This window comes from Tardiphaga sp. P4_G1 (assembly GCF_056401215.1).
The window spans coordinates 424,965-440,647 of record NZ_JBFUJU010000004.1; the positions used below are offsets into that span (position 1 = coordinate 424,965).

The 15,683-nt window shown below is 61.4% G+C and carries 13 protein-coding genes; 5 read left to right on the forward strand and 8 right to left on the reverse strand.

From position 1 onward, the window contains the following. Positions 1-47: 47 nt before the first annotated feature. The 5 genes from AC1DUY_RS12360 to AC1DUY_RS12380 all read right to left on the reverse strand — a co-directional run bounded on the left by AC1DUY_RS12360 (position 48) and on the right by AC1DUY_RS12380 (position 6,014). On the reverse strand, positions 48-902 hold the full coding sequence (locus AC1DUY_RS12360; protein WP_478114533.1) for a hypothetical protein: 855 nt from the start codon (positions 900-902) through the stop codon (positions 48-50). A 370-nt stretch (positions 903-1,272) separates the two neighbouring features. Further along, entirely contained in the window at positions 1,273-2,298 is a 1,026-nt protein-coding gene (locus tag AC1DUY_RS12365) for an LLM class flavin-dependent oxidoreductase (RefSeq protein WP_478114535.1), read from the reverse strand. 79 nt (positions 2,299-2,377) lie between these two features. Beyond that, positions 2,378-3,076: a fumarylacetoacetate hydrolase family protein gene (locus AC1DUY_RS12370; protein ID WP_231077432.1), complete on the reverse strand. Its 699-nt coding sequence runs from the start codon at positions 3,074-3,076 to the stop codon at positions 2,378-2,380. 78 nt (positions 3,077-3,154) lie between these two features. Continuing rightward, a complete protein-coding gene (locus tag AC1DUY_RS12375; RefSeq protein WP_093761976.1) occupies positions 3,155-4,957 on the reverse strand; it encodes an ABC transporter ATP-binding protein in 1,803 nt (600 codons plus the stop codon). A 247-nt stretch (positions 4,958-5,204) separates the two neighbouring features. Beyond that, a complete protein-coding gene (locus AC1DUY_RS12380; RefSeq protein ID WP_478114538.1) occupies positions 5,205-6,014 on the reverse strand; it encodes an outer membrane protein in 810 nt (269 codons plus the stop codon). 292 nt (positions 6,015-6,306) lie between these two features. On the opposite strand from AC1DUY_RS12380, the gene AC1DUY_RS12385 reads away from it, so the two are divergent. After that, positions 6,307-7,329 carry an AraC family transcriptional regulator gene (locus AC1DUY_RS12385; protein ID WP_478114540.1) on the forward strand — a complete coding sequence of 341 codons (1,023 nt, stop codon included), beginning with the start codon at positions 6,307-6,309 and terminating at the stop codon, positions 7,327-7,329. Between the two features lie 9 nt (positions 7,330-7,338). Here AC1DUY_RS12385 and galE read toward each other — a convergent pair whose 3' ends face one another. After that, entirely contained in the window at positions 7,339-8,352 is a 1,014-nt protein-coding gene (galE, locus tag AC1DUY_RS12390; RefSeq protein WP_175366707.1) for a UDP-glucose 4-epimerase GalE, read from the reverse strand. A gap of 115 nt (positions 8,353-8,467) precedes the next feature. On the opposite strand from galE, the gene AC1DUY_RS12395 reads away from it, so the two are divergent. Further along, on the forward strand, positions 8,468-9,526 hold the full coding sequence (locus tag AC1DUY_RS12395) for a glycosyltransferase family 4 protein (protein WP_478114542.1): 1,059 nt from the start codon (positions 8,468-8,470) through the stop codon (positions 9,524-9,526). Here AC1DUY_RS12395 and AC1DUY_RS12400 read toward each other — a convergent pair. Both AC1DUY_RS12400 and waaF read right to left on the reverse strand, forming a co-directional pair. Next, a complete protein-coding gene (locus tag AC1DUY_RS12400) occupies positions 9,508-10,038 on the reverse strand; it encodes a D-glycero-alpha-D-manno-heptose-1,7-bisphosphate 7-phosphatase (RefSeq protein ID WP_439057847.1) in 531 nt (176 codons plus the stop codon). The two genes, AC1DUY_RS12395 and AC1DUY_RS12400, sit on opposite strands and share 19 nt — an antisense overlap. Beyond that, positions 10,035-11,108, reverse strand: a complete 1,074-nt coding sequence (gene waaF / locus AC1DUY_RS12405) for a lipopolysaccharide heptosyltransferase II (RefSeq protein WP_478114545.1) — start codon at positions 11,106-11,108, stop codon at positions 10,035-10,037. Before waaF ends, AC1DUY_RS12400 begins: the two co-directional genes overlap by 4 nt. A 192-nt stretch (positions 11,109-11,300) precedes the next feature. Between waaF and rfaD the strand changes: the two genes are divergently transcribed. Genes rfaD through AC1DUY_RS12420 form a run of 3 tightly spaced genes read left to right on the forward strand, consistent with a single transcriptional unit; the run spans position 11,301 to position 15,680 of the window. Next, positions 11,301-12,281: an ADP-glyceromanno-heptose 6-epimerase gene (rfaD, locus tag AC1DUY_RS12410; protein WP_478114547.1), complete on the forward strand. Its 981-nt coding sequence runs from the start codon at positions 11,301-11,303 to the stop codon at positions 12,279-12,281. A 22-nt stretch (positions 12,282-12,303) separates the two neighbouring features. After that, positions 12,304-13,773 carry a D-glycero-beta-D-manno-heptose-7-phosphate kinase gene (rfaE1, locus tag AC1DUY_RS12415; protein WP_478114549.1) on the forward strand — a complete coding sequence of 490 codons (1,470 nt, stop codon included), beginning with the start codon at positions 12,304-12,306 and terminating at the stop codon, positions 13,771-13,773. Then, positions 13,770-15,680 carry an SDR family NAD(P)-dependent oxidoreductase gene (locus AC1DUY_RS12420; RefSeq protein WP_439068183.1) on the forward strand — a complete coding sequence of 637 codons (1,911 nt, stop codon included), beginning with the start codon at positions 13,770-13,772 and terminating at the stop codon, positions 15,678-15,680. Before rfaE1 ends, AC1DUY_RS12420 begins: the two co-directional genes overlap by 4 nt. Positions 15,681-15,683: the final 3 nt, after the last annotated feature.

Consider the following 15,683-nt stretch of genomic DNA (forward strand, 5'->3'; position numbering starts at 1 on the left):
CTGCGCTCATCCGGCTACGCACTTCCTTCGTTTGCAGGTTCCGACAGTCAGTAGTTCGCTGCGATCGCTGGTGATTTATAGAAGCTGTAGCCAAAGCCGGCCTTCAGGGTCCAGTTAGACGTCCGGCTATCTGGTTCCAGCGAGCCGTCGAGTGCCACGGCCGACGCGCCATATCGAAAGCTCAGAAAGTCGACGCCGGCGTTGGCATGCCATTCTCGCGTGATGGCGTAGTCCGCTGAGAGCCCAGCCATGTAGACGGCCGAACTGCCGAGGTCATAGGTCAACGGATCGATCAGCGCGCCACCGTTGAACGAAGTCGCCATTTTCGGGGCGAGTGTCGTCCCGACCAAACCGGAGGCAGACAGAACTATCCGATCGGTCGCAGCCCACTGAACCAGCAAGCCTCCGCCGACATAGCCGTGCTCGTAAAGTTCGCTATATCCGAATGGTCCAGATCTGTTGCTAAGGTCGCGGTCCCAGCTGCGATAGCCTGCTCCGAGATAGGGGGTGACCGTCCAATTGGCTGCGACGTCGAAGCCCTTTCCGAGTCGAATGTCCAAAGTCCTGATATCGGCGCCGCTGCGATCCGCGATCACGGGACCGCCCGATGCCCCGTACTCGGTCCGTCCTTGGATCCATGTAAACGCGCCCATGACGTAGATGTTTGTCACATCGCCCATCGACCCCATGGCAGACAGCCCAAGTTGAAGACCGGGTAGCCAGCCATGTTCACTGCTAAATCGCGGAATTGTCGGCGTGGTCTCGTAATAGTCAACGCGATGTCCCACGATCCCCAAGCCGACCTGCGTATTGGCGATCAGGATCGGATTGATCCACACGCTGGCATACAGAGGGGTCTTGACCAGCATATCGGCGGCGGAAGCATTGCCGCCGATCGCCATCAGTACTGCACAGCACAAGGCACATTTCAACTTGGAGCCCATCGGGCGCCTCCTTGACTACACAATGCCTAAAAACTTAAGGTTGAATATAATTGTAGTACACGTTCTTCGTTTTGGCAACACGACAGCCGTAGCCCGCCTGAGTTGTAGCCAGCATGAGCCAAACGATATGCGGGGCTGTCGAGATCTCTGAAACGCCGACCCCGGATGTCGCTTCGCTGATCCGACTGCGAGCTCGCTATTAGCACTAACCCATCAACCGTCATTGTGCCGCGGCATTCCAGTTCTTCGTTTCCACAAACGAAAGAAGACTGGATTGCATCGTCGCAGGGGCTCCTCGCAATGACGGCTGAGGAGACCCCGTTTCACCTCAGCCCAACATCTCCCGCACCATTGGAATAACCTCGCGTCCATACAGCTGGATGCATGTCATCAGCTTTTCGTGCGGTAGCGGGCCGGCGCTGTATTTCAGGTCGAAGCGCGAGATGCCGAGGGCTTTCGCTGTCTTCGCGATCTTCTTCGCGACTGTCTCTGGGGATCCGACATAGAGCGAGCCGTGTTCGGCTTCCTGATCGAATTCGCGGCGCTGCATCGGTGGCCAGCCGCGCTCCTTGCCGATGCGATCGCGCATTGCTTTGTAGTCGGACCACAGTTCTTCGCGCGCCTGCTCGTCGCTGGCGGCGACATAGCCCGGCGAATGCACGCCGATCGGCTTCACCGGTCGATCAATCTGTGCGTAGGCGCGATGATAGAGATCGACATAGGGTTTGAACCGCTCCGGCTCGCCGCCGATGATCGCCAGCATCAGAGGCATGTCATAGCGCACCGCGCGAACGACTGACTCAGGACTGCCGCCGACGCCAATCCAGGTCTTGAGCGTGCCGGTCTCGACGGGCGGATAGACGCGCTGATTGGTGAGCGGCGGGCGGGTCGTGCCGCTCCAGGTCACTTCCGACTCGGACGCCAGCGCTGCGAACAGATCGAGCTTGTCCTCGAACAGCGTCTCGTACTGGTCGAGCTTGAAGCCGAACAGCGGGAAGGATTCGGTGAACGAGCCGCGGCCGAGGATGACCTCGGCGCGGCCGTTCGATGCGGCATCCACGGTGGCAAAGCGCTGGAAAACGCGGATCGGATCGTCGGAGCTCAGCACGGTCACGGCGGATCCGAGGCGAATACGCTTGGTGCGTGCGGCGATGGCCGCGAGCACGACTTCGGGCGCGGATACGGCGAAGTCGGCGCGGTGATGCTCGCCGACACCGAAGAAATCGACACCAAGCTGGTCGGCCAGCACCGCTTCATCGATGACGTTACGGATCACCTGTGCGTGCGACAGCATCTCGCCGTCCGCACCGCGTGTGACGTCGCCAAATGTATCGAGACCGAGTTCGAGAGGCATGAGCGGTTTCCCTGACGAGCGCTGAAACGAAAAAGGCCGCGCGTGACGCGCGGCCTTTCGCAGTAAAGGCGTGCCTGACTTACTTGGGTTTGGTGATTTCGAACTTCAAGGTGCCGATGCCATCGACGCCGCATTCGACCTTGTCGCCCGGCTGAAGCGCCGCCACGCCGGCAGGGGTGCCGGTCAGGATGACGTCGCCGGCGCCGAGTTCGACCTGCAGCGAGAGCTTGGAAATGATCTCGGCGATGTTCCAGATCATCTCGGACAGGTCGCCCTTCTGGCGTTCGGTACCGTTCACCGAGAGCCAGATCTTACCCTTGGAGGGGTGGCCGACCTTCGAAGCGGGGACGAGCGCGCCTGACGGCGCCGACATGTCGAACGACTTGCCGATTTCCCAGGGCTGCTCTTTCTTGCGCGAGATGGTCTGGAGGTCGCGGCGGGTGAGATCGACGCTGACGCCATAGCCCCAGACGTGATCGAGTGCCTTTTCCGGCGAGATGTTGAGGCCGCCGCTCTTCAGCGCGACAACGAGTTCGACCTCGTGCTGCATGTCCTTGGTCAGTGTCGGGTAGGGGATCTCGCTGCCATCCGGTACGATCATATCGGCGTGCTTGGCGAAGAAGAAGGGAGGGTTGCGTTCATCATTGCCGAGTTCGCGGATGTGCTCGAGATAGTTGCGTCCCACGCACCAGACACGGCGCACCGGGAATTTCGAAGTCTCGCCCTGAACGGCGATGGCGGCCTGCGGCGGAGGGGCGATAACGAACGATGCGGTCATGGACGGCTCTCGGGCTGGTTGTGAAGGCTGGGATCAAAACGGATGCCGCGCTTGCGCGGCAGAAAACAGAAGCAAGTCTTACGCGGACGCATGAAGCGGTGCCAGCGGCGAAGCATCACGATGTTGCAAGCGGAAGAACGACGCGTAGCGTCCGCCACGGCGCAGCAGGTCGTCGTGGCGGCCGCGCTCGACGATCTCGCCACCCTCGACCACAAGAATGGCGTCGGCATGCATGATGGTGTGCAGGCGATGCGCAATGACGATCGTGGTACGATTCTGGCAGAGATGCTCGATGGCTTCCTGCACCGATTTTTCGGATTCGGAATCCAGCGCTGCGGTAGCTTCATCCAGCAGGATGACCGGCGCGTTCTTCACCAGCGCGCGCGCAATGGCGATGCGTTGGCGCTGGCCGCCGGAGAGTTGTGCGCCATGCTCGCCGACCGGCGTCTCGTATCCGAGCGGGAAGCCCATGATGAAATCATGCGCGCAGGCGGCCTTGGCTGCCGCGACGATCTCGTCTTCCGTGGCGCCCGGTTTGCCGAAGGCGATGTTCTCGCGGATCGTGCCGCGGAACAGATAGACGTCCTGGCCGACATAGGCCGTCTGGCCACGCAGCGAGCGCCGTGACACCTGGCCGATCGACTGGCCGTCGATGGTGATGTCGCCTTCGCTGACTTCGTAGAGTCGCAGTAGCAGTGCCAGCACCGTGGACTTGCCGCCGCCGGACGGACCGACTAGCGCGGTAACCTTGCCGGGCTCGGCGACGAAGCTCATGCGGTTGAGCACGACCTCGTTGGGGCGATAGCGGAACGTCACGTCATGCAGCTCGACGCGCGCATCGGTCAGTTTGAGCGCCGGCTTGTGGTCGTCATTCGGCTCGGAAGCCGGACTGTCCACGATCTCCAGCAGTGTATGCGCGCCAATGATCTGACTGTTGAGATCGATGTTCAGCCGCGCCAGCCGCTTCGCCGGCTCATAGGCCAGCAGGAAGGCGGTGACAAAGGAAAAGAATTGCCCGGGTGTCGCGCCCATCGCCACCACGCGATAACCGCCATACATCAGCGACGCCGCGATGGCGAAGCCGCCGAGGGTTTCCATCAGTGGGCTGGAGCGGCTGGAAACACGCGCCATCTTGTTGGCGTTCTGCTCGACGGCCGTGATGCTCGCTTCCATGCGTTGCTGCATGGTCTGTTCGAGCGTGAAGGCCTTCACCGTGCGGATGCCCTGCAGCGATTCCTGCATCACTTCCAGAATCTCGGTGGTGCCGGTGAACTGGTTGCGGGCGAGCCCCTTGATGCGGCGGACCAGCTTGCGCAGCACCAGCATCGCGGGCGGCGCGACCAGGAAACCGAACAGCGCCATATAGGGATCCTGCATCACCATCACGCCGACTAGCGCGATCAGCGACAGCAGATCGCGGCCGACGGCGTTGATCAGCAGGCTGAGCACCTGGGTCACCGAATTGGCGCCGGCGGTGAGCCGCTGCAGGAATTCCGACGAATGTCGCTCCGAGAAAAAACCGATACTCTCGTTCATCAGCTTGGCAAAAAGCCGGCGCTGATTGTTCGCGACGATGGCGTTGGAGATCTTCGAGAGAATGACGGTATGGCCGTAGGTCGAGGCGCCCTTGATCAGAAAGATCACCACCACGAAACCCGAGAACAGCGCGATCCGCTCGATGCTCTTGTCCACATAGGCCTGGTTGATGACCTCGCCGAGCATGTAGGCGGCGCCCGCGGTGGTGGCGGCGGAGACGGCCATCAGCAGGAAGGCTAAGAGGTAGCGCCGCCAATAGGTGACCGCCTGTTCGGCGACCAAGCGGCGGATCAGCGCCCAGGCGCCGTAAGGATCGTCAGTGACTTTGCGAGTAATCTTGGCCATCCGCGGTCCAGCGACGGCGCCGGGCAGGGATTTGCCGAGGCGTCAGGGTCAGCTTGCGAAACAGCCGCCTGATTGCCCGTTAAATCGCGGTTTTTCAAGCCAAAATCGGGCTTGCCAAGACTTTGTTAACCCGTTGGCCCGGCGGCATCTGCCGCCGGATTCGGGTTGATTTTGTCCCGGAATCTCTCGAAAAGCACGGCACGCGACGGGTACGCGCCGTGCTTCCGGTTGGCGGGGTGTAACCCGATCAGAACCGGTAATTCACACCCGCTTTCATGGTGTGGAACCTGGTATCGACCGCGATGCTGGAGTTGGAGGAGAAACCATTGGCGACGTCGTTGACGGCGGTGGAGAACAGCGTGCTCCGGCCGAGATCCACATAGAGATATTCGGTCTTGAACGACCACTGCGGGGCGAATGCGTATTCGAGGCCCGCGCCGGCGGTCCAGCCCCACTGTGTCTGGCCGGCTGACACCGCCGCAACCTGGCCGAGCACACCATTCGGGCCGGTCAGAGTAAAGTTCCCGTTGGTGTTGACCCGGCCATAGGCGCCGCCGCCGGTGCCGTACAGGAACACGCGGTCCCATGCATAGCCGAGCCGGCCGCGAATCGTGCCGAACCATTCGACTTCGGAGCCGGTGCCGAATGCTGCGGACGTGGTCACGCCGTTATTGTTCAGCGTCTGATTGCCCTCGAAGCGGCCCTTGATGCCGGACCACTGGAAGTCAGTCTCGATGCCGACGACGAAGCCGCCGTTGTATTGATAGTTGTAGCCAGCCTGTCCACCGCCGAAGAAACCGCTCGAGGTCAGGCTGAAATTGCCGTTGGTGCTGGCAACGAGCGCGGCTGCCTCGGCCTGCAACTGCCGCTGTGTAGCCTGGAACGGATAGTCGAACTTGTCGCCGCCGAAACCGACATTGGCGCCGACATAGAAGCCGGTCCAGGAGAACACCTGGACGGGCGCGACTGGCGCCTTCACCGGATAGGGCATGTCGGCCGCAACGGCAGGAACGGCTGCACCGATAAGCAGTGCTGCGCCAGCGAATACTCTCTTCATGATCAGGCCCCTCAGTTTCTTGCGCGCGGCAAGTGATTTCCGATGCATCGCCGTCATCGGCGATCGCATGTGAAGTGTCGTCGAGCCAAGGCATCTGCGAATGATGCCGGGACTCGCGGCTTCCACGTGCACAATGACAGGGCTGGCGGAGAGGTCTTGTTCATGCGCGTAGCAGATTTTAGTTCTCGCGCACTGCCACTAAACTTCGCGTCGATGTGGCGTTGTCGCAACAGCACATATGCGCACTACACCAATACGGTCGCAGGATTCCGTTTTGCATTGACGAGCATTCGTGCGTGATGAGATCGTCTGGTGCTGCTACACTAATGGTCGGAAGCGAGTTGGACGTATGCATCAAGCCAGTTTCGTCTCAGATGGGTTTGGTCCGGAATTACCGGATCACCAGAAATTCGCGCTGTGGTGCGAAAACATGGAAGCGCTCACCTGCTGCGTGGACATCACACGTGCTGAAGATCGGCCGTTCTCGGCGTTCGTGCACTGGGCAGATTATTCGAATGTGCGGGTCACCCGGTTCGGCGGCACGTTCAGTCGAATCCGGCGATCCAGAACGGCAATCTCGCGCGGACCGGACGATGATTTCTGTTTGATGTTTCATCGAGGCGAGGGGACGCTGGTTGTCGATCAGGTGGGGCGCGAGACGGCCTTGTCGTCTGACCGCGCATTTATTGGTACAAACGGACGTCCGGCCGATTTGCGGTCGGATGCGAATTTTTCGTCGACGACGCTGACTGTCAGTAGGGAGCGCCTGTTGCCCCTCATTGGCAATGTCGACGATCTCCTGATCCAGCCGCTCGACGAACGGCGCGCAGTCGTGGCCCATTTGCGGCGCTACATCGAAATCTCTGTCGATCTCTTGCGCGAGCCGCATGATTCGGAGCTCGACAGCCATATCAGCACGACCCTCCTGGATCTGACTGCGCTGGCGCTTGGCGCGCGCGGTGACGCCGCGCAACTCGCTTCGATGCGCGGTCTGCGCGCGTCACGAACGCAGGAGATTATTGCTGAGATCGACCGCCATTTCGCCGATCCGGATTTTTCAGTGGGGCAGGTCGCGCGTCGGTTGGATTTGTCGCCGCGCTATCTCCAGGACCTTCTGCAAGATACCGGATCGAGTTTCACCGAACGCCTTCTGGAGCGCCGTCTGCAACATGCAATGCGTTTGCTGACGAGCGAGCAGGGTGATCGGCTGAAGATCAGTGAAATCGCGCTAGCCAGTGGCTTCAACGAGATCTCATACTTCAATCAGCGATTTCGTCGGCGTTTCGGCGAGACGCCGACGCAGTGCCGGCGCTGATCTAACTACTCAGGCCGATTTCGCCATCAGTTCGATGCCATGGCGCTCGCGGGCGAGCTTCTCTTCCCAGGCCAGCGCGTGGCGGGCGATGGTTTCGAGATCGTCGTATTGGGGCGTCCAGTCGAGCGTCGCGCGGATTCGGGTGGTATCGGCGATCATGGTCATGATGTCGCCGTCGCGGCGCGGGGCGTATTGAACCGCGAAATTTCGGCCCGATGCACGGCGCACGGCTTCGATGGTTTCCAGCACCGAATAGCCGCGGCCATAGCCGCAATTGAGGGTTGTGGATGCGCCGCCTTCGCGCAGGTAGCTCAATGCGGCGCGGTGGGCCTGGACGAGATCGCTCACGTGGATGAAGTCGCGGATGCAGCTTCCGTCGGGCGTCGGATAATCGGTTCCGAATACGTCGATCTTGCTGCGCTGACCGGTGGCGGCCTCGACGGCGATCTTGAGCAGATGCGTCGCGCCCATGGTGGCGAGGCCTGTGCGGCCCTGCGGATCGGCGCCGGCGACGTTGAAGTAACGCAGCGCGACAAACTCCATGCCATAGGCCGGTGCGATGTCGTGCAGCATGATCTCGGTCATCAGCTTCGATGATCCGTAAGGCGACAGCGGACGCGTTGGGGCATCTTCTGCCACCGGCGTGAAATCGGGATTGCCGTAGACGGCAGCGGTCGATGAGAAGATAAATTTTTTGACGCCGCATTTCACTGCCGCGCTGAGCAGGTTGCGTGTCGTCATCGTGTTGTTGCGATAGTAGGCAAGCGGGTCGCGCATCGATTCCGGCACGACGACAGAGCCCGCAAAATGGATGATGGCGTCGATGCCATGGGCAGCAATGACGCCCTCGACAAGGTTCTCATCAGCGACATCGCCGATAAACAGCGGAACGCCCTCGGGGAGATATGTTGAGAAGCCCGTCGACAAATTGTCGATCACGACCACGCTCTCGCCGGCTTCCACCAGCGCATGGACCATGTGACTTCCGATATAACCGGCGCCGCCGGTGACAAGGACGGTCATTGGATTTACTCACTCTCCCGTTTTGGGAACGCTATCGCGCCCGGGATGAAGAGTGGGTTTCGACGGCCGGCAACTGGCCACTATGCTTAATGTTGCGTATAGGAAATCGGGCGAAATGGAGTCACCTGTGCCGATTGCGGGCAAAACGGCCGATAAACTGCAGCTGATCGTCACGAATCTGCACTGGCGCTACTCCGGTGTGACGGCGACCAATCGCATGGTGGCGCCGAAACTCGCAGACATGTTCGATGCGGCTTGGCTTGGATCCGACGCGCCCGCCGGCATTGCGCGCATGGATATCGGTGACCTCATGAAATTGTGGCTGCGCCGCAAGCCTGTGATCTGGCACGCGCGGCGCAACAACGAGATGATTGTCGGCGTTCTGCTCAAGGCGCTCGGGTGGCCGCTGAAACTGCTCTTCACCTCGGCAGCGCAACGCCATCATACCTGGATCACACGCTGGCTGATCAGCCGGATGGACGCCATCATCGCGACGAGCGATATTTCCGCGTCATATCTGAAACGGTCTGCGACGGTGGTGACGCATGGTGTGGATACCGACCGCTACGCGCCGCCCATCGATCGCCGAGCGGCGTTTGCCGAGGCGAAGCTACCGGGGCGCTATGCAATCGGCTGCTTCGGCCGCGTGCGCGCGCAGAAGGGCACCGATCTGTTTGTCGAGACGATGTGCGAGTTGTTGCCGCGCTATCCCGATTTCATCGCCGTCATCGTCGGCGCAATCACGCCGGACCAGATCGGCTTTGCCAATGACCTCAAGAAGAAGATCGCCGATGCCGGTCTGCAGTCGCGCATCGTTATCACCGGCGAGTTGCCGATCGAAGAGGTCGAGCGATGGTATCAACGCCTGACGATCTACGCTTTCACTTCGCGCAATGAAGGCTTCGGTCTGACGCTGATCGAGGCGATGTCGGCGGGGGCCGCGCTGGTCGCAACGCGTGCGGGCGCCGCGGAGATCGTGGTCGAGGAGGGCGTGACCGGCAAGCTCGTGCCGACCGGCGATGCAGTGGCACTCATGCTGGCATTGGAGCCGCTGATGCGCGATCCCGATGCCCCTGCAGCCATGGGTGAACGTGCACGCCAGCGTGTGCTCGACAAATTCAGTCTCGATGCAGAAGCGCGCGGAATCGCGGAAGTTTATCGCAGGCTGCTCTGACCCTGCAGGATATCCGCAACGAACGCGTCCAAGTCACCGCCGGCAAACAGGAAGCCGGGTAGATGCGCGGCCTTGGCCGCTTCGATATCCGTATCGCGGTCGCCGATGGCAAAACTGCCTTTGCGTTGCACAGGCCAGTGCTGCATCAGATCGAGGATCATGCCCGGGCTCGGCTTGCGCCAGTGATGATCTTCCAGATAGCCCGCAACTGATCCGGCCGGATGGTGCGGGCAATAGCGGACGTCATCGATGCGGGCGCCTTGTGCGGCGAGTTCGGAGCGCATCCACTTAAACAGCGTATTGAGTTCGTCTTCGGTGAAATAACCGCGTGCGACGCCGGACTGGTTGGAAAACAGGAAGACGAAATAGCCGGCATCGTTGAGCCGGCGAATGGCCTTGGCCGCGTTCGGCATCCAGCGGATGCGATCGGCCGTGCCCATATAGCCGTCGTCGTAATTGATAACGCCGTCGCGATCCAGAAACGCTGCGGGCTTTGTTTGCGTGGTCGTCATATCTGCGCGCTTCTATTGGATGCCTCGGCCATCACGCCTTGAATGATCCCGGCAACGTCTTCGGCCGGAATGTCGCGCATGCAGGCGTGGTTGTTCATGGTGCAGACCGGCCTGTGGCAGGGTTGGCACGGGACAATGGTCTTGGTCTGCACGGTGGCCGCCAGCGGATTGAGGGGACCCCATAGCTGCGGGCTGGTCGGTCCGAAAATGCCGATGGTCGGCGTGCCGACAGCCGCAGCAATATGCATCAGGCCGGAATCATTGGCCACGGCGACATTGGCGGCGGCCATGCCGATCACGCCATTGCGCAGGTCGCCCGTGGTGAGGTCGCGAGCGCGGGGACCGGCGGCGGCAATGATTTCGTTGGCGAGGTCCTTCTCGCCCGGGCCGCCGATGACCCAGACGTCCAGCCCGCGCGCGACCAGCAGTTTTGCGGCCTCGGCATAATAGGTCCAGCGCTTGGAGGAACCGACCGAGCCGGGACCGAGCGCGACCGCCGGACCGGTTCCCAGCCCATTGGTCTGCCGCCAGCGCGCGATCTCGTCGGCGGGCACGCGGAACTGGGGCACCGGCCATTCCGGCGGCAGTGGCGTGCCGTCCGGCAGCGCTAGCGCGCATTTCTTGTCGATCATGCGCGGCAGTTTCTTTTCGCCCCAGCGCCACTGGTTGATCAGGCCGAAGCGCGCCTCGCCGACAAAGCCGATGCGCTCCGGGATGCCCGCCAGAGCGGGTGCCACAGCCGATTTCCAGGTCCGCGGCATCACCAGCGCGGTGCCATAGTTCCGTGCGCGCAGGGTGGCCGCCAGTTCCCATTGCTTGGCGAGCGCGAGCTGGCTGCGAGGCAGGTCCCAGACGATGCCTGCGCGCACGCCCGGCATGTAGTCGACCAGCGGGGCGACCAGTCTGGTCACCAGTAAATCGACCGGCCGGTTCGGCCAGCGCTCTTTCAAGACCCGGACGACCGTATGACCCCGGACGAAATCACCGATCCACATATAGGGCACGATCAGGATCGGCCGGGTATCGTCCGGATCGACCATCACGCCCTGGTATGGGGAATTTACGTTCATTCTTTCAAGGACTTCGCTGTTCTGCCGCGGGCTATATCCGGCTCACGTCGGTACCCGCTCCATTCGGACAGGTAAAGCCATTTGGGATGTTTCCAACCATGTCCCCATGGCGGCGACGAACATCCCATTGCCCAAGTTGCCTGTGGGGCAGGGTTGAGGCAAAGGTGGGTCAATCATGAGATCGGGGACTTCATGCTGCTTGTGACCGGGGGAGCCGGTTTTATCGGATCGAATGTGGTGGCCGCGTTGAATGACGCCGGCCGCGCGGACGTGGCCGTCTGCGATGTGCTCGGCCATGATGGAAAATGGCGTAATCTTGCCAAGCGGCAACTTGCAGATGTAGTGCCGCCAGCCGAGCTGATGGACTGGCTGAAGGGCCGCAAGCTCGATGCGGTCATTCATCTCGGCGCGATTTCGGAAACCACCGCGACCGACGGTGATCTGGTCATCGAGACGAATTTCCGCCTCTCGATGCGCCTGCTGGACTGGTGCACGGCCAATGCGACGCCGCTGATTTATGCATCGTCCGCTTCGACCTATGGCGATGGTGCGCAGGGCTTTCGCGACGAGCAGACCGTTCCCGAACTCAAAAAACTACGGCCGATGAACCTCTACGGCTGGAGCAAGCACCTGTTCGACCTCGCGGTGGCCGAGCGCGTCGCCAAGGGCGAAAAGATGCCGCCGCAATGGGCCGGCCTGAAGTTCTTCAACGTGTTCGGGCCGAACGAGTACCACAAGGGCTCGATGATGAGCGTGCTGGCGCGGCGCTTCGACGACATCAAGGCCGGCCGCGGCATCCAGCTGTTCAAGTCGCATCGCGAAGGTATTGCCGATGGCGATCAGCGCCGCGACTTCATCTATGTCGAGGACGTCGTCCGCGTGATGATGTGGCTGCTGGCGTCGCCCAGTGTCAGTGGCATCTTCAATGTCGGCACCGGAACCGCACGCAGCTTCAAGGAACTGATGCTGGCTGCCTATACTGCACTCGGCACCAGGCCGAACATCGACTATATCGACATGCCCGAGCAGATTCGCGGCAGCTATCAGTACTTTACGCAGAGCGAAGTCGATCGGTTGCGCGGCGCCGGCTATAACGGCGGTTTTACAACATTGGAAGATGCGGTCTCGCATTATGTGAAGGGCTTCCTCGACCAGCCCGATCGCTTCCGTTGACGGCACAACAGGTACCGGTGTGATGTTTGATTTCGACGCCCTGTCGCACGCGATTGCCGACCAGACAGTGCTATGCGTCGGCGATCTGATGCTCGACGAATTCGTCTATGGCGAGGTGTCGCGGATTTCGCCGGAAGCGCCTGCGCCGGTCATCGCGGTCCAGCGCAGCGAGATCAATATTGGCGGCGCCGGCAATGTCGCACGTAATATTGCAGCCCTCGGCGCGAAATGCATCTTTGTCGGTCTGGTCGGTGAGGACGATGCCGGTGCAACGCTCAAGAATGCGCTCGCGCAGGAGTCTCTGATCGAAACATTGCTGGTCGCGGATTCATCGCGCCCGACGACACGCAAGGTGCGCTTCGTGTCCGAGCATTTCTCAACACATATGCTGCGCGCCGACTGGGAACTGGCTACACCGGCGTCTGCGGTCATCGAGAAGCAATTGATCGATACGATTCTGCCGCAGCTCGCGCGTGTCGACATCGTACTGCTGTCCGACTACGCCAAGGGCGTGCTGACCGCGCGGGTGATCCGCAACGTCATCGACGCGGCGAAGAAGCTCGGCAAGCGCGTCATCGTCGATCCCAAGAGCGCAAATTTTGCGATCTATCGCGGCGCGACCTTGCTGACGCCGAACCGCAAGGAATTCGCCGAGGCAACGCGCAGCCGTGCAGACAGCGACATCAACATCGCGACCGCCGCGCAGGAAGCGATGATTCTGGCGGACTGCGCCGCGATGCTGGTGACCCAGAGCGAGCATGGCATGACGCTGGTGCCGCGCGATGGCGAGCCCATCCATGTGCCGGCGCTGCCGGTCAAGGTGCGCGACGTCTCGGGTGCCGGCGACACGGTGGCGGCGATGCTGGCTGTAGCGCTGGCGGCCGGGGCAGACTGGGAAGCGGCATTGCGCGCGGCAACCGCCGCGGCAGCGGTCGCTGTCAGCAAGAAGGGGACGGCGGTGGTCACACCGTCCGAACTGCGTCGCCGGATTTTGCCGCATGCATTTCTGGCCGCTGAAGAGAAAATCGTGGCATCGACTGAGCTCGATGCGCAACTGGCCGACTGGCGCAAGCAGCAGTTGCGGATCGGTTTCACCAATGGCTGTTTCGATATCCTGCATCCCGGTCATGTAAAGGTTCTGACGGCAGCGCGCGCGACTTGCGATCGCCTGATCGTCGGCCTCAACAGCGACGCGTCGGTGAAGCGTCTGAAGGGCGAGGGGCGCCCGGTGCAGGACGAACGCGCCCGCGCAGAAGTGCTTGCGGCGCTGGAAGCGGTCGATCTGGTCGTGATTTTCGAAGAGGATACCCCACTGAACCTGATTACGCAGATCGCGCCGGCGACGCTGGTCAAAGGCGGCGATTACACGCGAGAGCAGGTGGTCGGCCATGAGGTTGTCGCCGCCAACGGCGGAGAGGTGATCCTGATCGATATCCTGCAAGGCCACAGCACGACGTCGCTGGTCGAGCGCGCGCGCAGCGGACAGTCATGACACGCATCACACAGTTTTCTGCCCGCAACTGGCTGATTGCGACGCATGACGCCATCGTCACGGCGGCCGCGGTCGTTCTCAGCTTCGTGCTGCGTTTCGATGGCGAAAATCTGTGGGATCGGCTGCCGCTGCTCCTGAAGATCCTGCCGTATTTCGTCGTCTTCAGCTTTTTCGTCTGTTACCTGTTCAATCTGACGACGACGAAGTGGCGCTTCATTTCGCTGCCCGACCTGCTGAATATCATCAAGGCATCCACGGTGCTGACGGGCGCACTTCTGGTGCTCGACTACATCTTCCTGGCGCCGAACGTGTACGGCACGTTCTTCCTCGGCAAGACAACGATCATTATCTACTGGTTCATCCAGATCTTCTTTCTGAGCGGATCGCGACTGGCCTATCGCTATTTCCGTTATACGCGTACGCGCAATCAGGCGCGCGCGATGGATGCGTCGCCGGCACTGCTGATTGGTCGTGCGGCCGATGCCGAGGTGTTCTTGCGCGGTATTGAGAGTGGTGCCGTCAAGCGCATGTGGCCGGTCGGCATCTTGTCGCCGGCGATGTCCGATCGTGGACAGGCGATCCGAGGTGTGCCGGTCCTGGGTGGCATCGATGATCTCGGTAATGTCGTTGATGACTTCAGCACGCGGCAACGCCCGATCGAACGGATCGTGATGACGCCGTCGGCGTTTGAAGCAGAGGCGTTACCTGAGTCGGTATTGATGCGTGCGCGCAAGCTCGGGCTGACGGTTAGCCGGATTCCGTCGCTCGAGGAAAGCCGCGATACGCCGCAATTGGCGCCGGTGGCAGTCGAGGATCTGTTGCTGCGGCCGAGCGTCAAGATCGACTATGCCCGACTGGAGAATTTCGTGCGCGGCAAGGCGATCGTCGTGACCGGCGGTGGCGGCTCGATCGGCTACGAGATCTGCGACCGCGTCATCACGTTCGGCGCGGCACGGCTGCTCATTATCGAGAATTCAGAACCGGCGCTTCATGCGGCTATGGAAAAGCTGGCGGCCAAAGTCACCAGCGCAGCGATCGAGGGCCGCATCGCCGATGTCAGGGACCGCGAGCGCATTCATCAATTGATGATCGCCTTCAAGCCGGATGCGGTGTTTCACGCAGCCGCGCTGAAACATGTGCCGATCCTGGAGCGTGACTGGGGCGAGGGTGTCAAGACCAACATCTTCGGTTCTGTGAATGTCGCCGATGCGGCGCTCGCATCGGGCGCTGATGCGATGGTGATGATCTCGACCGACAAGGCAATCGAGCCGGTGTCGATGCTCGGCCTCACCAAGCGTTTTGCCGAGATGTATTGCCAGGCGCTCGATGGCGACGCCATCAGCGGCAGTGACGCCAAATCACCCATGCGGCTAATCTCGGTGCGGTTCGGTAATGTTCTGGCGTCGAATGGGTCCGTCGTGCCGAAGTTCAAGGCGCAGATCGAAGCCGGTGGGCCGGTGACGGTGACGCACCCCGATATGGTGCGCTACTTCATGACCATCCGCGAGGCCTGCGATCTGGTCGTCACCGCGGCAACCCATGCGATGAACGCGCAGCATGCGGATGCATCGGTCTATGTGCTCAGCATGGGACAGCCGGTGAAGATCGTCGATCTCGCCGACCGCATGATCCGGCTGTCCGGCCTTCAGCCCGGCTACGACATCGATATCGTGTTCACCGGTGTTCGACCGGGCGAGCGGCTCAACGAGATATTGTTCGCCGAGCAGGAGCCAACCAGCGAGATCGGTATCGCCGGCATCGTCGCTGCCCGCCCGAATGAACTGCCGCTGGAGACGCTGAACAGCTGGCTCGCGATCTTGCGGAAAGCCATTGAGGCGGATCAACACGAGGTCGCTGTGGCGACGCTGAAGGATGCGGTGCCGGAATATCGGGCGGCGGCACAGTGAGTC